The following is a 19631-nucleotide window of genomic DNA, read 5'->3' on the forward strand; positions in this document are numbered from 1 at the left end:
GCCTCTAATTTAAATTCTTTGTCATAACTTTTTCGTTTTGTCATCTTAGACACTCCTAGTAAATTGTTAAGATTATTATACTTTATAAACTCCCAATTCTCTGTGTCCATTATTTAGACTAACATCAAAATATGTTGTCGAAAATAATAACGTAAAGCAATCATAATGGAGAAAGTAATTATAAAAGCGGAACTTTTCTTAGCATAAATTAAACCATCATTTCGTATTTCATAATCTGACCATAAAATAAGAGGAATCGAAAAACCCACTCCTAAAAAAATTGCTATAGATAATTGAAGGTATGTGACGTGCCCAGAAGCGTTCAGAAAAAGTGAAAACCCTGGTGTTAAAAATAGAAGAGGAAAAATTAATCGCCCTCCTCTGCCTTTGGTTGGTTTGTACATAGAACGGATTCTACGAACTAAAATGAGCAATCCAATAATTAGAAACATAGAAGTATCTGGTATTGCAGTTTGCATAAAAACCTCCCTGAATTACGTTTTTTTAATATTTCTATTATTGCATAAATTTAAATAAAAACCATGTTTTTCCTTATACAACTAAATTGCCCAGTTAGTCTAAAAAGAAAATGGCTCTACCTCTTATTGAAGTAAAGCCTGCGTTAGTTTAAGTACATTTTTTCACAATCTTAGTAGTCTTAATAATTCTAAGCGTATATCCCCCATTCAAACAAAAAATAGTGGCTATCAGATTGTCCGAATATGCACTCATGAACATATCCTTTTTGTATTTGTATTGTTTCGATATGATTTAATCTAATTAAAAGTTCTTTAACAACTGATTCGGGTACATTCACATCAGCTAAATCCCTTTTAAATTTACTTATAAAATCTCCTTTTACTGACTCTATACAAACACATTTTCTTGGATAATATTCATTAATCCAGAAATTTTTTAGTGTTAGCCATTGTTCATCTGAAGAGTCTGGTTCATCACAGGTATCCCATTCTTCTCCATCATACAATTGCTTTTTAAATATTGCAGAAAATGCCTCTTGAATATTATCAAATTGACCTTTTCTGGTGAATAATAAGTCTACTTGCATTGCAGATTTATCTCTAAATTCATATACATCAAATGATAGATTTGACAATTGAACATTTGCAATTTGTCTGGAAAACAAATTGAAATCACCAAACAATTCTTGAATTTCACTTCTCAAAATAAATCTTCCACCCATCTTTCTGAAGCCTTTATTTTTTGATTGTTGATTTTCAACTAACCTGCACCGTTAGCACAAGAAGCGATTGCTCTAATCGAACAATCACCTCTTAGCTTACATGTATGTATTGACAAAATTAAACACCAAAATGAATCAACCATCTATCTTCTTTTATTGCTTCAGCTATTTTTTTCATCAATTTTTCAAGTTCTTCTGATTTGTACTCGTCGTTTGCTTCACTAACAATATTTAAAAATTGTTTATGAGAACTCGGTGGTATCAATGTTATTCCAAAATAGGCGAGGTTTTTATAAGGTCTATTTGTGTTATGTGCAAATGTATCTAGGCGATGCATTTTTTTACCAAAATCCTTAGACATAAGTTCATCAAAAAGGTCCCCATCTACACCTATGCAATTATATTTTTCAGGTTCGTAACCAACATACTTTTTATTTTTTTCTATACATTCAACTATTCCAAACTCGTGAATATAAGCCAAATTAACACATCTCCTAAGTCTTCAATTTGTATCGGCTATTTTTTCATACAACTCCCTTTATGAGCCTCTACTATACAAAACGTTTCTCACATTATTTTACAACACTTTCTAGTTCATCATTCAACTAACATGCTTATGTTGAACAAGAAAAAAGAGCCGTCTAAGCAACTCGACTGTCTTCAAGTAAAGCACCCCGTTACTTTAAGTATATTTTTTCACATACTTAACCCATTCGCATTAAAAAGCTACTTCAAAATAGCCAAATCATAGAGGGTAAAACCACCAGCAAAAATAAGCCAGTGAACATATACTTTATGTATTGTCTTCTATTTACGCCTTCTTTTAATTCCCATAGCCCTAAAGTTATAAAATATAGTCCAACCAAAACCGAGATAATCGGAATTACAATAACTAAACCAACCATTCGGACGCCTCCCTTTAAAATCCTTCTTTTTGACCGTTAGTTTAAGTACATTTCTTCACAATCTTCAAATCAATTTTAACATAAATATCCATAAGAAAAATCAACTCTAAGAAAAATGAACTGCTCCGTTTAAGTACATCTTTTCAATCCCTATAATAAAATTAACATAATTATCCAAATAAAATAATTCTACTTTATTATTCATTTTATTAAAAACAACACAATTCCTATTTTTCGAGCTGTACAGTTATTTATGAGATAAAAGTAAAAGCCACTCCCAAAAGTTTGGAATGGCTTATTAATTTATTTCATGTTATCCTGTTGCCATGGTTTTTGAAAGCTTTGTCTTAATTCGTCTGCAACACGAACTAATTTACCCCTCAATCCAACAAACCAAGATGGCGTTTCATTTATTTCACCATAATCCAAAGACTTTAATATTCTGGAGAACTTATATAAGTTTGCATATCTTTGAAACTGCGGAAATTGAGCCACTACATCATTTTCTAAATCCATTTTGGAACGATATCCGTTCAAAAAAGATTGAAGCAGTAATTTTGAATGAGGATTGTCATCGTCAATAAAATCATCAAGTGCTGTTACAATATCAAGTGCATACCAGTGATATATTGCATCATCAAAGTCGATTATATTGAAACTATGATCCTTATCCTCTTCCAAAAAGATATTATCCAATTGAAAATCATAGTGTATCAATCCGAACACCTCTTTGTTAGTAGGTAACGATTGAAACCAATTCGACACCTTACTTAGCTCTTGAAGGGCTATTTGTTCTCCTGGATGCTTTTTAAATACACCTTCCATGAATTGTACTGTGTCGAGCCAACTCTTTCTTCTTTCTGACACTGGCTCAAAAGTTTTTGACAAAAAATGAAGTGAGGCAAGTGATCTTCCCCATTTCTCCATCTGTTTTGCAGTAATAGTATCGGCATCCAAATTGATTCCGTTTGCTGCACTAAAGACAACGGCAATATACGTTCCTTCTGGTGTTTTTAGTGTTTCAATTAGTTCTCCACTTATTGATTGAATTGGTGTTACCGATGGAAATCCATTTAATCGCAAATATTGCATAAACTCTAACTCAGCTTTTATTTGTTCAATAGATTGATCCTGCTCAAAACTAACTCTCAAAAAATATTGAACTTGATTACGTTCAAAAGCATACACAAAGTTTGAACTTGCACGCCACAACTCCAAAGTTCCCTCGTCATATTCCCAGAATTGAACGAGACTCTGAGCAACAGCATCAGAAGCTACTCCTCTTACCATGTTTCCTAAATTCATCATCTTTTATTTTTCCTCCCATTACCTTTGAGAGGATTAAACCTTAGTTAAGAAGTAATGCCTCTCATTAGCATGCTTTTTTGAAATTCTATCATTTTCAATATGTCACCCCTTCCTTAAGTTTCGGCTATAAAAACTAAATAGCCCTATATATACTAATTATACATAAAATAACAAATACCTCTTTTGTAATTTCTGCCCTAATAGGTCAATAAGACTTACTACAATAAGAAAAGGCTGTTTTCGTATAGATTGTTGTATCTTAAAAATACTGGATATTGTTGAATATAATGCATTTCCAGGAGGCGTTCAATAATGTGGAGATATGTGTATGAAGCAGTCGGAGAATTAGGAAAAGCAGATCAACTAGCCTTATTTAAGCAATTAAAACAATATCTATATCCAAGAGATGGAAATAAAATAGGAAAATCACTTCCTAAGATCAAGGAGTCTCGATTTTCGTCTGGTTTAGGTTGTCTTCATTGTGGAAGTACTGCCGTAAAGCGTAATGGTAAATATCGTTCTAGACAAAGATATTTATGGATTGTGGGAAAACATTCAATGATATGACAAATACGCCTTTTTCGGGTTCGCGTTATCCGGAAAAATGTCAAAATCAACGAGTAAAAAAAGGGATATTCCACATACAACACGTTAATAACTTCCACAATCGCTTAAAGGGATGACTGGTGCGTTTCCAAGATGTAGGAACTCATTATTTGGACAACTACCTCTATTGGTTCCGTTGGCTCGAATTAGGCAAGAATTTATCATTTGATAAAAGAGTAGAGCAAATGCTTATTTCAGCGTATCAAAAGTCGAACTATACAACGGTTGAGATGTTGCGAAGTACATAAAATAGACCTCAAAATAGAGGTCATTAAATTACTTTTCTACTGTGATATATTCATCATCTTTTAGTCTCGTAATTTCGCAATTTTCAAGGGTTTCAAATTCTTTGAGTCTATCTTCAATTGTCTTGCTTGTACTATCATTGAACAAATCTTCTCTGTCGTAGTGAGGAAAAACAAGTTGGTCCGTTAATCCTAATGCTGAAAAATCTTTAGTATTTAGTGTATCCATTTGCGGAGTAAAAGAATGAACGACTTTGATGTTGGGACCAAGTAGAATAGCACCAGCACTAGCACCTACAATAACTACATTTTTTGAAACTAACTGTCTTAGAATTTTATCTGCACCACTCAGTTTAGTATGAAATAGCAAGTTAAATGGATTTCCACCGTTAATGTATATGACATCTTTCTGTGTAAGACTTTCAGGGTTATCAAATTCCAAGTCAATGAAATCAATGTTTTGGAACCCCATCTCTCTAAAATCTTCTTTTGCTTTTTGTGCATACCTATTATTCTCCCTGTGTGGTGAAGCAGTTGTGATAATAGCGACCTTCATTTCGTTAACTTCACCATCAATGAGTATTAAAAAGTGGTTTTTAATAGCGTCAGTATAAAAACCATTAGAAGTTAATAATAATTTCAACATAATCAGCCTCCTTCTATTCTCTATTTTGTTTTGTTATCCTTATTTAGAAAAAAATTAAAGGAGTCAGAACTTTTGACTCAAAAAACAACAATCTTTGAGAAAACAGCCTAAGAAAAAGAGCTGCCGTATCATGTTTGTTCAGCAACTCTTGCACCGGTTGTTTAGAATGATAAACCCTACATTCTTTCAATGTATATTTTATGCGTCACAACGTAGTGTTTGACTAACCTCCCTCCGTTAGCCATCCATGTAGCGCAAAATACAGCGCTACATCACAGAAAATGAAAGATGATCAAGTTCTTTCATGGGAGTTGAATAGGAAATTATTGTTTAGATTTACTCATTCATCGTCCTTATTCCACTTATACGGAATTTCCGCCCATTTATATAACAGAATAAACAAGAACATTATAAAACTGGACGTTATGTTTTCAATCCAATTAACCTCTTTGTTAGAAATCAACTTTAACGCGGTTAATACTACAAAAAATATTAATGGCAATCTGATACTTTGCTTAAACATACTATCACCGACTTTATTGGAGTTAGAAAAACAGGGGTACAAACGCAAAAGCGATTGAATACTAAAATGATGCAAATTTATCTGTCATGTTACTAAGTTACATTGAAGGAACTCCTGCAGATGCGCTCATTAAGAATCTTTCCGGCAAAGAATTAAGAAAAATTCACCAACTACACGCCCACACCCTATGAATCGGGAATCTTCACAAAGAAATTCAACTTATCCATTCCTTCAATTTACAATACAAGAAAATTATTGACAATTACTTCTACGCATAGTATCATTCACCTTCTGAATTGTGAAAGCGAGGAAGTAATAATGATAATTGATAATGTCATAAACAACATATCGAGTCTTAAAGGTTATTCATTGCTTGAGAAAATTGATAAAGGATATTCACCAGATGAAAAATACATAGTAACAATTGGTCAAACCAAGTATTTTATACGCTTATCGGACATGAAATATCATGAAAAGAGAAAAATAGAATTCTCATTGCTTAGAGAGTTAGAAAAACAAGGTGTACAAACGCATAAAGCGATTGAATACAAAAATGATGCAAATTTAACTGTCATGTTGCTAAGTTACATTGAAGGAACTCCTGCAGGTGAGATCATAAAAAATTTTTCAAATATGGAGCAATTTACGATTGGCCTTGCAGCCGGCAAAGAATTAAGAAAAATTCACCAACTACAAGCCCCACACCCTATGAATTGGGAAGCTGAACAACGCAAAGAAATTCAACTATTATTTAAGTGAATATCAAAAGGTTCGCTTTAAAATTCCACAGGAGCAGAAAATACTCGATTATATTAATCACAATTTTCACCTGCTAAAAGATAAACCTGTAACCTTACTCCATGATGATTTTCATCTCGGACATATCATCATATTCAATCGTGATTTCAATGGAGTAATTGATTTTAATGGATTTGATTTTGGAGATCCCTATCATGATTTTTATAATCTTTCCTTGTTTAGCAGAAGACTTAGTATTCCTTATTGTATTGGACAAATTAATGGTTATCTCTCAACGTCACCTGATGATACTTTTTGGCGGATATTCGCCTTATATGCAGCCATGAATATATTTTCCACTATCGTGTGGACTAAACAATACGATCCTTCATCTTTTGATGATGCTTTAGAAAGAATTCATTTGATTATCCAAGATCATGATGATTTCACTTCCGCTAAACCTTTATGGTATAAAGCTCTTTAATTATCCAATTATCATATTGCTCAGACAATTTGGATGTCAGAAAGTGATGGTATAACTATTTTTAACCTCACGGATCGTAGACCTATTCTTGACGGTTTATATAAAAAACCACACCTTCTGACAGAGAGAACATATTATAGATATTCCCTTTTCAATTTTGAGAAAATAACAAGATCAACATACTGACCTTTCTCAAATTCATGCTCTCGTAAAATACCTTCTTGTTGAAAATTTAATTTTTCCAACAATCTTAGCGATGATGTATTTTCTGGTTCGACTTTTGCTTCTATTTTATTAATGTTCATCTTTGTAAAAGCAAAATGTATGATACTTTCTAAGGTCTCTTTCATAATGCCCTTACCCCAATAAGTAGGCATTAAATCATAACCAATTTCTATACGATTATGGGCCTTTTCATAATGTAAAAATCCACATGTTCCAATTACTTTTTTAGTCATAGGATCTTCAATTACCCACCTTAACCCAATCTGTTCTTTAAAAATTTTTTCATACCAATTCATTTCATGTTTTGCATCCTCAATTGACTTAAACGGTGCCAATGGTATGTATTTCACAACACTTTCATCGGAGTAAAGCTCAAAAAGGTCAAAACAATCATTTTCCTGTGCTTTTCGAACAATAAAACGTGCCGTTTCGAATTCAGGAAAAGTTGTAAAATTAAAATTTGTGCTCATAAATGTGCCCCTTTGCTTTATAGTAAACTTCCATTTTATAGTATCATATTATCCAAAAGTCGGTATATTTCCTACATTGATACAAAAGCTTTTGCTTTAGGATTGAATTGAAAATATCTCACCTTCTACTCCTTTTAGCCTCCCTTAAAGTTGCCAAAATTTTTTGACGTTCAGCTTCAAAATCAATAGCTTTGCCCGCTTCCGTATCATTGTTATCCTCATGCCGTTGATGGAACCATTCAGGAACAATTTCTTGACGCCCTTGTTGATTGGATCGGATTGAATGATGTCGTTGTTTTTTTTGAGCGGTATATCGAAGTCGGTGGGCTTCTACCTCCTCAATCGTTCTAAATTTTTTGTTAGTCCAATCGTGTAGAATTTTCTCAACGTAATTCCAACGAAGTATATTGTTTTCTACTGCTAGTTTCATCGCATGAATAACAAGCTCTTCCGAAAGGTCATCAATCCAGTGACCGATTTTGTATGCAACATGAGCAGCTAAAGCGCCAAAGCCATTTTGCTCATAAAACTGGAAAGCCGTTTGTATTTTTGAATGATTTTCTGCTGACAAATGGCTCCTATCTTCATTGTTATTTTTATTTAGTAAATTATTATTTAGTAAATTATTATTTAGTGATTTATTAATTAGTAGTGACGGATTTTCCGTTAGCGGGTTCTCCGTCAGCGGGTTCTCCGTCAGCGAGTTTTCCGTCAGCGGGTTTTCCGTCAGCAGGTTTTCCGTTACCTGATTTTCAGTAAACGGTGCAGATTGTGGTGTTTCGAAAACTAAGAGATCCATTTTGCCAAACTTTCCAAGGTTTGTTCTGCCCTGCTCCTTGTGAATATAGCCAGCATTCGTTAGCTCCTTGATAATGTTAGCCGTTGTATCACGACCACACTTACTTCGAATGGCTAAATCAGCAATAGAAAATAACCAATCATTTGGCAATGACAACATGTAAGCAAGTAAACCTTTTGCTCTCCAACTTAAACGATTGTCATTCAAAAATCCTTTATCCAACACGACATAATTATCTTTTTTTTGAACTCTAAATATGACCATGATGCCCCTCCTTTTGTTTTTGAGATCTAAGGACAATTGCGTTTCAACCAATCACACTTCTTCGCAATTCCACTTTATTAACTTATATACAGGTTTTGACAACAATAAGGGACAAAGCTTTACTATTTTTTTTGCAAGATGAACTACTTTGCTTTAGAAAGCAAAAAAAATTAGGACATGCTACAGGGGCATGTCCTAAACTTTTGCAATTAAATGCAATGTTGCTTTTTCTTTTTTACAATCTATAAACGTTCTATTGATATAACTCTTTATAAACAATTACTTTAAGTGCCGTAATTTCTTCTTCCGTTAATTTACCTTCCATTTCTTGAATGACCTGTTCTTTTGTCATCGAACCATTTTGTACTTTTACTCTTATATTATTAAGCTCCGAAATACCAACTTTTTGAATTAATACTTTTGTAGCTTCTTCTTTAGTCGTAAACGGCAATTTGCTGCTGTCTGCAGTTTTAGCCTCTTCCATATATGTTTTTAGTTGTGGGTCACTTTCAATCACATTCTTAATTTCATCTTTTTGTCCGCTGTTCTCTAATTCTGTTGATACTGTATCTGCTATCTTATCAGATGCAATTTTTGTACCATAATGATAAACCCCATAACCAATAACACCTAGGAAAATTAAAATAATCAGAAGGAATTTCATGAATCTCATATTCTCACACTCCTTAATTCTACACTTTATCAGGTACGTATTATCCTCCCTAATTAAATAGAAGGCTCTGAATTCCGCTACGGGCTCCTCGCTTTCCTGCGAGAAGTTTTGCTTTGTGACAAAAGCGAAGCGACAGGATCAACACGCCTGAATCTTTATAATACTATATAGTGTGGATAAATGAGAAATGATAACCTTTCATATATCATTCCTCATTTTTAAATCCAAGCTCATCAAGTTTTCACTTCTTTTGGCAGCAATCAAAATCGAATGAAGACAAAATGAAAAGGACTAAGTTCAAGACGATACTGAACTCAATCCTTACAAAATGTTTACTTTTTTGGGTTTACAACCGTTACTATTCAAAGAGAACTTCAGCTAAAATTAGTCCTCTAGTAATTCTTTAAATTCTTTTCCTTTTTGTACGTATGTGTCGATTGATAGCTGGATTAACTCGATGTCTTTGTCTTGCAGTTGGCGTACGACTTTTCCTGGTGAGCCTACGACCAATGAACGTGGCGGTATTTTAGAGCCTTGTGTGATAAGTGTGTTTGCACCGATAATACACTCTTCCCCAATTTCAGCATGATCTAAAATAACAGAACCCATACCAACAATCGAACGGCGACCAATTTTACAACCATGTAAGACTACTTGATGGCCTACTGTTACATCGTCTTCTACAACTACCGGTGCCCCTTCATATAAATGAATAGTTGCATTATCTTGAATACTACAGCGTTTTCCGATTGTGATACTGTCTTCATCGCCCCGTAGTACGGCGTTAAACCAAATAGATGATTGTTCACCAATCGTAACATCTCCAATAATATACGTGCCTGGTGCTTGAAATACTGAATCATGAACATTTGGCTTTTTTAAAGCGTATGTAATCTCCATTAAATTCATCCTTTCATTCATCTGAATATTTTGCTAGAATTTAGTATAACACATTTTAAACGGAGGTGCTATTTTTGAATCAATTATGTTCTGTATTAGCAATTCAATTTCCAATTATTCAAGGTGGAATGGGTAATATCAGTAGCCCTGAACTTGCGGCAGCTGTATCGAATGCAGGTGGCTTAGGGACAATTGGCTGTGGAACAATGACTTCTGCTGAAGTTGAGGAACGTATTGTAGCAACGAAGCAACTTACACAAAAACCATTTGCGCTTAATGTGCCAATCAATGTTAATCCTCATACAAAAGAATTATTGCAATTGGCTATAACACATAAAATACCGGTCGTTTCATTATCGGCAGGTAATCCAACATTATATATAGAGAAATTGCATGCTCATCAAATTCGTGTGATTGCTGTTGTAGCATCTGTGAAACAAGCTCTTAAAGCAGAGCAAGGTGGCGCAGATGTGATTGTTGTGGAAGGTTATGAAGCTGCAGGAATTAACTCCAATTTAGAATTAACAACCTTTACATTGATTCCTCAAGTAGTTGATGCCGTTTCTGTACCTGTAGTGGCCGCTGGTGGTATTGGTGATGGACGTGGCTTGGCTGCTGCATTCATGCTTGGAGCAGCCGGTGTACAGATGGGAACACGCTTTATTGCAACAAAAGAAATGCCTGTACATCCGACCTATAAACAAAGGCTACTGGATGCTACTGATGTGGAAACAGTCATTCTAGGACGCTCGGTTGGACAGGTTCGCCGTGTGTTACAATCACCGTACGCCTCCTCACTGCTTGCTGACGAGGCTGAAGGTATAACTCTCGTTGACTATCAAGAACGTACATCCGAAATCTTTCATATTAAAGGGGCTATTGAAGGTCAGGAACAAGCTGGTTTTATGAATAGTGGTCAAATTGCAGGAATCATTCAAGACTTGCCGACCGTTGCGACTCTTATCGAGAATATGATGGAAGAAGCTCAGAACTGTCTAAATCGTACATTACTGAATAATTTCAAAGACTCAGTTAGGAGTGTTCAATCGTGACCTTAATCGATTTAAAACGAGTGATTGCTGGAGAAATTGATCCACCAGCGTGTGATCAAACGTTAGGTATCCAAGTAAAATCGGCTATTGCAGGAAAAGCCGTTTGCTCTTGGGAGGTGAACGAACGTTTTTTAAATGGTCATCAAGTCGTAATGGGCGGATTCATCACTTCGGCAGCCGATATCACGATGGCCTATTCGATGGCTTCTATATTAGAAAATAATCAAGGATTCGCATCGATTAATCTGCAAACAACATTTTTACGACCACTTCACATCGGAACTACTATGATTGAATCAATAATTGTCAAACAAGGGCGAAAAACATGCTATGTAGAGGCATCCGTTTTCCAAAATGAGCAGTGTATCGCCAAAATAACATCTTCTATCATGATCCTGTAAACAAAAAACTTATCCAATATCGGAAAGCTCTCAAAATGTTTAAAAACAAATATTTGTTGCTGTCGCTTCGCTTTCGCACAAAAAAATATCTGTTGCTGTCGCTTCGCTTTCGCACAAAAAAATATCTGTTGCTGCCGCTTCGCTTTCGCACAAAAAAACATCTGTTGCTGCCGCTTCGCTTTCGTGCAAAAACACCTGTCGCCCCGAGACCTTGCAGCGAAGCACAGCCGCAATGGAAATTACCCCCTCGCGTTACCGAAGAACTATACTTTAATACGACACCTTAATTTTACTGATTCCATAGTTTTTCAACACCAAAAAAGCTTATCCAAAAAAATATGGACAAGCTCTTTTTTCGCTTTTTAATTATCAGCATGAAATATTTCTTCAAAGAAACGGTATGATGGACCTTCTAGTAAATTATAATATTCTTGGAATAAGAGCGCAGCATGATTTCCACTCCACATAGGCGGTAATAATTCTTGTGGCAGTCCTGGATCGATAAATAAGAATTTACGATATTCATGAACGAGATTTGTACGCTCTACAAAACATTCCGCATCCGACATTTCTTTTCGTGAGATTGTGCTTTGATGGATAATGTACTGCTTACTATATTGATCCATAAACTTCTCATAACGGGCTTCAATCTCAGCCAACGACCAGCTTTTTTCAATAAGCGTTTCATGATCATGAGGGCCTATATATTCAGCTGTAAAAAAGTCTACATAATTAGCAACATCATATTTTTGAATGAGTAGTTTAACCTCTTCTTCTAAATTATTCGGAGAGATCCAACAGCCATTCGAAAAGGAACCAAATCCACTCCATAAGAGCTCTTTCCGTAATTCATCCCGTATTTGACGCTTATCTTCTGGAATTGAGTACATCAAAAGTCGCCATTGTCCATCCCACTTCGTCGGTTTCAATTTAAAAATACGATTTGCCGCTTCTTGCATCCGCTTTTCACCGCGTTTTGTTAAAAAATAATAACTACGATTCCCTCGTTTTTCTGATTGCAGCCATCCTTGTTTGACCATTCTAGATACAGAAACGCGTACATTTTGCTCTGTGTGACCAAATTCTTTTAACAAACGAATCAAACTACCAATCCAAATTTTTGAACCGTAATGCATGATATAATCGCCATAGAGCGTAAAAATCATCGACTGTGTATTTGCGCCCATTCTCTCCCTCTACTTTCTTACTCATTTTCCTTGAAATGCAGGTTGGCGTTTCTCACTAAATGCCTGTAATGCTTCAAGACGATCCTCTGTCGGAATGACTAGCTCATATGCCTTCGATTCGATGGCAAGACCCGTTTGAATATCGGTATTCATCCCTTGTGAAATGGCATATTTGGCTTGACGAACAGCTACAGGACCATTTTGCATCATCCGCATTGCGAGTGATTCACATTCCATTAACAACGATTCACGGGGCACTGTCTTTAACACGATGCCTAGTGATGCTGCCTCAGAAGCTGTTATTTTCGCTGCTGTTAGGATCATTTCTTTCGCCTTCATTTCGCCGATTAAGCGTGGTAGTCGTTGCGTACCACCTGCCCCAGGGATTATTGCCCAACTTGTTTCAGTTAGTCCGAGTAGTGCTTCGTTTACTGCAATCGCAAAATCACATGCTAATAACCATTCAAATCCCCCACCTAGTGCATGTCCATTGACTGCCGCTATAGTTGGTTGTGGTAAATTCGCTATACTATTAAACACGTCTCGAATTGCTCGTACGTTCCGATATACTTCTTGTATTGTTAATGTTTTTCGTTCTTTTAAATCTGCACCTGCACTAAATGCCTTATCACCCGCACCTGTAAAAATTACGACGCGGACATTCTCAGCTATATGTAATTCGTCCACTATTTGTTGCAGTTGCGACAATGCATCATAGTTGAAACAATTTAACACCTCTGGACGATTTATTGTTACATAAGCAATATAATTTTCTATTCTAAATGAAATACTTTTCATTTGCAAACTCTCCTTTTTCATTTGTCTATTTAAAAAACGGCACATCGATTGCGCCGTTTCATATTTTTTAAAAAACTATTATGTTAATAAAATTAAGTTGTCCTATAAAGAAAGTATGACGCTTCACGAAAATTCCTTTGACCATTTTCTTTTTAATGATCATTCAATATTTTCAATAATCGTTGCAATCCCCTGCCCTACACCAATACACATAGAAGCAAGTCCATATTGTACGTTTTGTTTTTTCATCTCGTAAAGTAATGTTGTCACTATTCGCGCACCGCTCGCTCCTAGTGGATGACCAAATGCGATCGCGCCTCCATTGACATTCACTTGCGCTGGATTTAGTTCAAGTTGCTTAATAGATTCTAATGCTTGGGACGCAAATGCTTCATTGATTTCATATAAACCGATGTCATTTGTTGTTAGGCCAGCGCGTTGTAATGCTTTTCTTGAAGAATGGATAGGACCTAACCCCATAACAGCAGGCTCTAATCCTGCAACAGCACCTGTTACATATCGTGCTAATGGTGTTATACCTAACTCTTTTGCTTTTTCTGCACTCATTAGTAATAATGCTGAGGCACCATCATTCACGCCAGAAGCATTACCGGCTGTAACAGTCCCATCTTCAAAAATAGGTCGTAGTTTAGCAAGTGCTTCTAATGATGTATCTGGGCGTGGATGTTCATCTGTATCTACGATGATGTCATTTCCTTTTTTATCTTTCAAATAGACGGGTACGATTTCTTCTGCGAATCGATTTGTGGCCATCGCTTTTTTTGCACGTTGTTGGCTTTCAAACGCAAATGCATCTTGTTCCTCACGGCTAATGTGAAAGCGCTGGGCTACGTTTTCAGCAGTTTGTGGCATTGTATCTGCTCCATACATATTTTGCAACTTCGGATTCGTAAAGCGCCAGCCAATCGTCGTATCAAACATCTTTTGATCGCCTCTTGGATAATCTACTTCCGGTTTACCCATTACAAATGGCGCACGCGTCATACTTTCCGTACCACCTGCGATAAAAATATCGCCTTCACCACTTTTAATAGCCCGTGCTGCGAAATGTATAGCATCCATTCCCGAACCACAAAGTCGGTTAATGGTTGTCCCTCCAACTTCAATTGGTAGTTCAGCAAGTAATGCAGCCATCCGCGAGACATTTCGATTATCTTCTCCTGCTTGGTTGGCATTTCCGAAAATAACATCCTCAATTTGTTCAGCTGACACTTTTGGGTTTCGTTCTATAAGTGCCTTAATGACAATAGCAGCTAAATCATCCGGCCGAACGGTTTTTAATGCACCTTTATAACGTCCAATCGGTGTACGTACAGCATCTACAATAACGACTTCCGTCATTTTTTCACCACCTCTTTTTGCTCGCTATAGTCATAGACACCTTTCCCACTCTTTCTCCCTAAACGTCCAGCTTGGACATATTGTTCGAGCAGTGGTGCTGGGCGGTATTTTTCACCGAGCTTTTCATGTAAATAACGTAAATTATTTAGACGTGCATCAAGACCGACTAAATCGACCAATTCGAATGGCCCCATAGGATAATTCAAGCCGAGCTTAATCGCTTTATCGATGTCTTCCGGACTACCTAAACCTTCTTGTAACATGTAAAAGGCTTCATTACCAACAAGCGCACTAATACGACTTGTAACAAAACCTGGAAACTCATTAATGACGACAGTTTGTTTACCCATTTGTTTCGCAATTTCGCAAATAGTTCGGACCGTCTCATCACTTGTTTCCAAACCTCTAATCACCTCAACGAGTTCCATTTTATGGACAGGATTAAAGAAGTGCATCGCAATTGTTTGTTCAGGTCGCTTTGCATAGGAAGCAATTTCTGTCGGGCTCATTGTTGACGTATTTGTTGCAAATAAACAATGAGAGGATGCATACTGTTCCATCCGCTCAAAGACAGCTCGTTTAATGTCGCTTTTTTCGGGTACAGCTTCAATAATTAAGTCTGCTTCATTTGCGACAGTCGCTAAATCTGTTACATAAGTCAGACGTAACATCGCTTCTTGTACTTGTTGCGCTGTTAATTTTCCGCGTACAACGGATTTTTCGAATATGGAGTTGATTTCATTTTGAGCATTTTGTAACGCCTGTTCGTTTATGTCTATAATAGCTGTTTCGAAGCCACTAACTGCACTTACGTAGGCAATTCCACGTCCCATAACCCCTGATCCGATGACAATAACTTTTTTCATTTAAACTGCCTCCTTTATTGTGAAAACCATATACGAAGAGTGGAAATATCTCATCGCATATGGTTTTTGTCTTAGTTAGACGCCTAGTGGATTAAGTGGGCGGCTACCATAATATGAAATGATACTTTTTGTCTCTGTATATAAGTCTAATGTTTCGATACATAGTTCACGTCCGAAACCAGATTGCTTATACCCGCCAAACGGAGTACCCGGCATTGCAGAGAATGGACAATTGACCATCACGATTCCTGCTTGGATTTGATTGGCTACACGAGTAGCACGTGCACCGTCTTTTGACCAAACCGCTGAGCCTAAACCAAACTCAGAATCGTTCGCTAATCGAATTGCTTCTTTTTCATCGCTAAATGGCATGACAACCACGACTGGACCAAATATTTCTTCACAAACGACTTTCATGGATTGATTGACGTCAGCAATTATAGTTGGCTCATACCAGAAACCATTTTCAAAGCCCTCTACAGCTGCCACTTTGCCACCTGTTAAAATCGTTGCGCCCTCTTCAATGGCAGATTTTACATAGCAATCGATCGTATTTAATTGGTCTTGGTCGATAATTGCCCCCATATGAGTCCCTTTATCGAATGGATCACCTAGTTTTATCGCTTTTGTTTTCGCGACAAATTTCTCTAAAAACTCATCGTAAATGTCTTTGTGTACATATAAGCGTGAACGTGCTTCACAAGATTGGCCTGAGTTATAGAAAATGCCGTATAACGAGCCATCTACCGCTGCATCGATATCTGCATCTTCGAACACTAGATTTGGTGATTTTCCACCTAGCTCTAATGTAACGCGTTTTAATGTTTGTGAAGCTTTTTCCATAATGCCTTTGCCGACTGGCGTTGAACCTGTAAAGGCTACTTTATCGACTTGCTGATGTTCTACTAAGTAATTCCCTACATCTTTCCCTGATCCAGGAACGATGTTGACAACCCCGGCTGGTACACCTGCTTCTATGCAAATTTCACCTAACACGATTGCTGTCAAAGGCGTTAAAGATGCTGGTTTCACAATAACGGAGCAACCAACGGCAATGGCTGGAGCAATCTTCCAAGCAGCCATCATAAGTGGGTAATTCCAAGGAACAATTTGTGCACATACGCCAACAGGCTCTTTTTCCGTGTAGTTATGGAATTGACCCGGCATATTATTTACTGCTCCGCGATGACCAACAATCGCGCCTGCATAAAATTCGAAATCTTCTATTGCTTGGTTTACTTGACCCTGCGCTGTGCCAAGTGATTTTCCTGTATCCAGCATTTCTAGCTCGACGATTTCATTAAAACGAGAACGCATGATAGTAGCAATTTTATGAAGCACTTGTGCACGACGATTCACGGGATATTGTTTCCATTTACCGTGATCAAATGCTTCGCGAGCTGCTTGTACTGCACGTTCCGCATCTTCCTGTGAGGCTTTTGCGACAGTCGCTACGACTTCTCCTGTCGCAGGATTAATCGTTTGGAATGTCTCGCCTTTACTGCTCTCCACTTTTTCACCATTAATAATTAAATGATAAAAATCACGTTTCACTGAAACTTGCTCTTGTACTTGTTGTGCCATTGTCATTCACTCCTTTTTTATTGTCCGCTAAATTGAGGTTGTCTTTTTTCTGCAAATGCTTTCATACCTTCTTGGTGATCGTCTGTCGCTCCAGCAATACTTTGACTTTGTGCTTCGTAAGCAAGGAAATCTTCGAACTTTAAATGTTCTGCCGCCTTGATATTACGTTTAATAAGACCCATTGCTTTTGTCGGTAACTGGACAATCTGTTGAGCGAATGTATGCACATCCTCTTCAAATGTTTCGTTGCTATAAACAGCTGTTGCTAAGCCTAATTGCTTGGCTTCATCTGGTTTAATGCGTTGACCGAATATAGATATTTCAAGAGCTTTCGCGTCGCCTACTAATCGTTTTAAATAGTATAAATTCCCTGAATCAGGAATTAACCCTACATGGATGAAAGCATTCATAAAGAAGGACTTTTCTGCCATCACGCGAAAGTCGGCAGCAAGGGCTAAACTAAAACCAGCCCCCGCCGCTGCACCACTCACAGCTGCGATTATCGGTTTTTCACAGCTATGTAGTTGTTGTACCATTGGACCATAGTAATCTGTTAAAATATCACCAAGTTTAGTACCTTCATCAATAACCGAAAGATCTTGACCTGAACAAAATGCTCGCCCTTCACCACGTAGTACAATACAACGTACCGAATCATCTGTAGATGCTTGTTTGACAGCTGTACGAATTTCGTGATTCATCTGTGCCGTGAAAGCATTTAATGCGTCGGGACGATTTAATGAAATATACGCTACGGATTCTTTTAGTTCGTATTGAATCGTTTCAAACATAATTATCTCCCCTTAAAGTTCGCTTGACGTTTTTCAACGAATGCTTGCATGCCTTCTTTTTGATCTTCTGAAGAGAACAATACATAGAAATTTTTACGTTCAAACTGCATACCTTCGTAGAGCGAGTAGTCTACAGCTTTGTTGACTGCTTCCTTTATGAGTCGTAAAGCAAGGGCAGGTTTTTGCGCGAGCATCATCGCTGTTTTATGTGTTTCCTCTATTAATATTTCAGGCTGTACTATTTTGTTGATGACGCCATATGCGAGGGCTTCTTCGGCAGTAATCCGCGCCGCGCTCCAAATCCACTCTAATGCTTTTGTTCGCCCTACTAATTTTGTTAAGCGCTGTGTACCACCTGCGCCAGGCATTACACCAAGGTTTATTTCAGGGAAACTAAATTCTGTACCCTCTGCGGCAATTAATACATCGCAGCACAGGGCTAATTCAAAGCCACCTCCGAAAACAAACCCTTTAACACTACCGATAATAGGCTTTTTAATTTGCCCTATTCGATCCCAATCGGCGAATTGATTTAATAGCTCCAAACGAATCGTATTGTCTGCCGCCATCTCATCAATATCTGCACCGGATGAGAACGCTTTTCCATTTCCAGCTAAAACGATGACCTGTACGTGCTCATCACGATCAAACATTTCCATTGCCTGCACAATTTCACGTACCATTGCACGATTTAATGAATTGTATTGGCGAGGGCGGTTTAAGTAGATATACCCGATCCCACTGTCCATTGTTATTTCAATAAATGTGAATGCTGGCATTAGGCATCTTCACCGATTATTAGTGTGACGATATCGCTCGCAAAGCTCATTAAATCTTTACCAGATGCTTTCCCTTCTGGTGAACGTAGCCCAAGCTTTAAATCTTCTGCGCTATCATAGGTCATTTCACACATTAAGTAGTATGGCGTTTCTGTGCCCATCGGCGTTGAATTAAATTTTGTCACTTTCATTTCACGTAAGCCTGGGATTTTCGCAGTAATCGGAGTATGAACCTTTTCGTAATGCTCATCAAATGCAGCCTTATCAACTGGATGTTTATATAACGCGATTAATTTTGCCATAGTAAAATACGCTCCTTTGTCTACATCGAAGTAGAAATTAATTTCATTGCCTCAAATGGGTTTTTACAGCTTTTGCAATATAAAATACTGCGACACGCTGTTGGACCAAAAATATTTTCAAGTGTTACATACGTAGAGCCACAGTACGGGCAATCTACATGCCAAGAGCCATCTTCTTGTAAAAAACGAGGTGGTGGAGCAATACCAAATTGCTTTAGTCCTTCTCGTCCCTTCGCTGTTACTCGATCCGAAGTCCAGGTAGGATTATTTATAAACACGACACTTACTTCACGAACGTCTTCTAGTTGTTCGATTGCTTTTTTTATATTTTGTTGAATGATTGTCAGTGCAGGACATCCTGAAAATGTTGGTAGCACTTCAATACGGATATGGCCATCATTCACTTGCACACGTTCAACCATGCCAAGGTCAATAATACTCACCGTATCAATTTCTGGGTCCTTCACTGTATCGAGCACCTCATAGATGTGCGCTTCGTGCAGATCAGTAGTTGGCATCGTT

24 protein-coding genes and 1 pseudogene are annotated in these 19631 nt (G+C 37.1%); 5 read left to right on the plus strand and 20 right to left on the minus strand.

Features of this window, described 5'->3' with window-relative positions:
- Positions 1-113: 113 nt before the first annotated feature.
- The 5 genes from BFJ97_RS14765 to BFJ97_RS14780 form a co-directional block, all read right to left on the minus strand.
- The gene (locus BFJ97_RS14765) at positions 114-479 is read right to left on the minus strand and encodes a CcdC protein domain-containing protein (protein WP_139114453.1); all 366 of its coding nucleotides are present in this window, start codon (positions 477-479) and stop codon (positions 114-116) included.
- 188 nt (positions 480-667) lie between these two features.
- Complete coding sequence (locus BFJ97_RS14770) at positions 668-1186, minus strand: hypothetical protein (protein WP_068985566.1); 519 nt, start codon at positions 1184-1186, stop codon at positions 668-670.
- Positions 1187-1319: 133 nt separating this feature from the next.
- Positions 1320-1682, minus strand: coding sequence for a hypothetical protein (locus BFJ97_RS14775; protein WP_068985422.1), 363 nt, complete (start codon positions 1680-1682; stop codon positions 1320-1322).
- 250 nt (positions 1683-1932) lie between these two features.
- Positions 1933-2106: a hypothetical protein gene (locus BFJ97_RS24765; protein ID WP_175401766.1), complete on the minus strand. Its 174-nt coding sequence runs from the start codon at positions 2104-2106 to the stop codon at positions 1933-1935.
- Between the two features lie 303 nt (positions 2107-2409).
- Positions 2410-3414 carry a phosphotransferase enzyme family protein gene (locus BFJ97_RS14780; RefSeq protein ID WP_068985423.1) on the minus strand — a complete coding sequence of 335 codons (1005 nt, stop codon included), beginning with the start codon at positions 3412-3414 and terminating at the stop codon, positions 2410-2412.
- A gap of 312 nt (positions 3415-3726) precedes the next feature.
- Here BFJ97_RS14780 and BFJ97_RS23740 point away from each other — a divergent pair.
- Positions 3727-4268: pseudogene (locus BFJ97_RS23740) on the plus strand (IS1/IS1595 family N-terminal zinc-binding domain-containing protein).
- Positions 4269-4296: 28 nt separating this feature from the next.
- Here the strand turns inward: BFJ97_RS23740 and BFJ97_RS14790 are convergent.
- Complete coding sequence (locus BFJ97_RS14790; RefSeq protein WP_068985425.1) at positions 4297-4911, minus strand: Type 1 glutamine amidotransferase-like domain-containing protein; 615 nt, start codon at positions 4909-4911, stop codon at positions 4297-4299.
- 841 nt (positions 4912-5752) lie between these two features.
- Here BFJ97_RS14790 and BFJ97_RS25260 point away from each other — a divergent pair.
- Complete coding sequence (locus tag BFJ97_RS25260; RefSeq protein WP_254660181.1) at positions 5753-6193, plus strand: phosphotransferase; 441 nt, start codon at positions 5753-5755, stop codon at positions 6191-6193.
- 52 nt (positions 6194-6245) lie between these two features.
- The gene (locus tag BFJ97_RS25265) at positions 6246-6656 is read left to right on the plus strand and encodes a phosphotransferase (protein ID WP_368072751.1); all 411 of its coding nucleotides are present in this window, start codon (positions 6246-6248) and stop codon (positions 6654-6656) included.
- 134 nt (positions 6657-6790) lie between these two features.
- On the opposite strand, the gene BFJ97_RS14805 is transcribed toward BFJ97_RS25265, so the two are convergent.
- From BFJ97_RS14805 to BFJ97_RS14820, 4 genes are all read right to left on the minus strand, one after another.
- A complete protein-coding gene (locus BFJ97_RS14805; RefSeq protein ID WP_068985427.1) occupies positions 6791-7351 on the minus strand; it encodes a GNAT family N-acetyltransferase in 561 nt (186 codons plus the stop codon).
- A gap of 118 nt (positions 7352-7469) precedes the next feature.
- On the minus strand, positions 7470-8414 hold the full coding sequence (locus BFJ97_RS14810; RefSeq protein WP_068985428.1) for a DnaD domain protein: 945 nt from the start codon (positions 8412-8414) through the stop codon (positions 7470-7472).
- 253 nt (positions 8415-8667) lie between these two features.
- Complete coding sequence (locus BFJ97_RS14815; protein WP_068985429.1) at positions 8668-9087, minus strand: hypothetical protein; 420 nt, start codon at positions 9085-9087, stop codon at positions 8668-8670.
- A gap of 384 nt (positions 9088-9471) precedes the next feature.
- The gene (locus BFJ97_RS14820) at positions 9472-9987 is read right to left on the minus strand and encodes a gamma carbonic anhydrase family protein (protein WP_068985430.1); all 516 of its coding nucleotides are present in this window, start codon (positions 9985-9987) and stop codon (positions 9472-9474) included.
- A gap of 74 nt (positions 9988-10061) precedes the next feature.
- Here BFJ97_RS14820 and BFJ97_RS14825 point away from each other — a divergent pair, with 74 nt between their 5' ends.
- On the plus strand, positions 10062-11039 hold the full coding sequence (locus BFJ97_RS14825) for an NAD(P)H-dependent flavin oxidoreductase (protein ID WP_068985431.1): 978 nt from the start codon (positions 10062-10064) through the stop codon (positions 11037-11039).
- A complete protein-coding gene (locus tag BFJ97_RS14830) occupies positions 11036-11440 on the plus strand; it encodes a PaaI family thioesterase (RefSeq protein ID WP_083227059.1) in 405 nt (134 codons plus the stop codon). Before BFJ97_RS14825 ends, BFJ97_RS14830 begins: the two co-directional genes overlap by 4 nt.
- Before the next feature lie 39 nt (positions 11441-11479).
- Here BFJ97_RS14830 and BFJ97_RS24770 read toward each other — a convergent pair whose 3' ends face one another.
- The 10 genes from BFJ97_RS24770 to paaD form a co-directional block, all read right to left on the minus strand.
- Positions 11480-11629 (minus strand): hypothetical protein, encoded by a 150-nt coding sequence (locus BFJ97_RS24770; RefSeq protein WP_175401767.1) that lies wholly within the window; start codon positions 11627-11629, stop codon positions 11480-11482.
- A gap of 173 nt (positions 11630-11802) precedes the next feature.
- Positions 11803-12627 (minus strand): phenylacetic acid degradation operon negative regulatory protein PaaX, encoded by an 825-nt coding sequence (gene paaX, locus BFJ97_RS14835; protein WP_068985433.1) that lies wholly within the window; start codon positions 12625-12627, stop codon positions 11803-11805.
- 21 nt (positions 12628-12648) lie between these two features.
- Positions 12649-13425, minus strand: a complete 777-nt coding sequence (locus BFJ97_RS14840; protein WP_068985434.1) for an enoyl-CoA hydratase-related protein — start codon at positions 13423-13425, stop codon at positions 12649-12651.
- 159 nt (positions 13426-13584) lie between these two features.
- Entirely contained in the window at positions 13585-14787 is a 1203-nt protein-coding gene (locus BFJ97_RS14845) for an acetyl-CoA C-acyltransferase (RefSeq protein WP_068985435.1), read from the minus strand.
- Positions 14784-15653, minus strand: coding sequence for a 3-hydroxyacyl-CoA dehydrogenase (locus tag BFJ97_RS14850; protein WP_068985436.1), 870 nt, complete (start codon positions 15651-15653; stop codon positions 14784-14786). The genes BFJ97_RS14845 and BFJ97_RS14850 overlap by 4 nt, the downstream gene beginning before the upstream one ends.
- Before the next feature lie 75 nt (positions 15654-15728).
- The gene (locus BFJ97_RS14855) at positions 15729-17237 is read right to left on the minus strand and encodes an aldehyde dehydrogenase family protein (RefSeq protein ID WP_068985437.1); all 1509 of its coding nucleotides are present in this window, start codon (positions 17235-17237) and stop codon (positions 15729-15731) included.
- A gap of 17 nt (positions 17238-17254) precedes the next feature.
- Positions 17255-18028: an enoyl-CoA hydratase/isomerase family protein gene (locus BFJ97_RS14860; RefSeq protein WP_068985438.1), complete on the minus strand. Its 774-nt coding sequence runs from the start codon at positions 18026-18028 to the stop codon at positions 17255-17257.
- A gap of 2 nt (positions 18029-18030) precedes the next feature.
- Positions 18031-18807, minus strand: a complete 777-nt coding sequence (locus BFJ97_RS14865) for an enoyl-CoA hydratase/isomerase family protein (RefSeq protein WP_068985439.1) — start codon at positions 18805-18807, stop codon at positions 18031-18033.
- Positions 18807-19109, minus strand: coding sequence for an EthD family reductase (locus BFJ97_RS14870; RefSeq protein WP_068985440.1), 303 nt, complete (start codon positions 19107-19109; stop codon positions 18807-18809). Before BFJ97_RS14870 ends, BFJ97_RS14865 begins: the two co-directional genes overlap by 1 nt.
- A 20-nt stretch (positions 19110-19129) precedes the next feature.
- The gene (gene paaD, locus BFJ97_RS14875; RefSeq protein WP_068985441.1) at positions 19130-19627 is read right to left on the minus strand and encodes a 1,2-phenylacetyl-CoA epoxidase subunit PaaD; all 498 of its coding nucleotides are present in this window, start codon (positions 19625-19627) and stop codon (positions 19130-19132) included.
- Positions 19628-19631 lie beyond the last annotated feature (4 nt).

The sequence above is a fragment of the Lysinibacillus xylanilyticus genome (assembly GCF_001708185.1).
GTDB lineage: Bacteria > Bacillota > Bacilli > Bacillales_A > Planococcaceae > Lysinibacillus > Lysinibacillus xylanilyticus_A.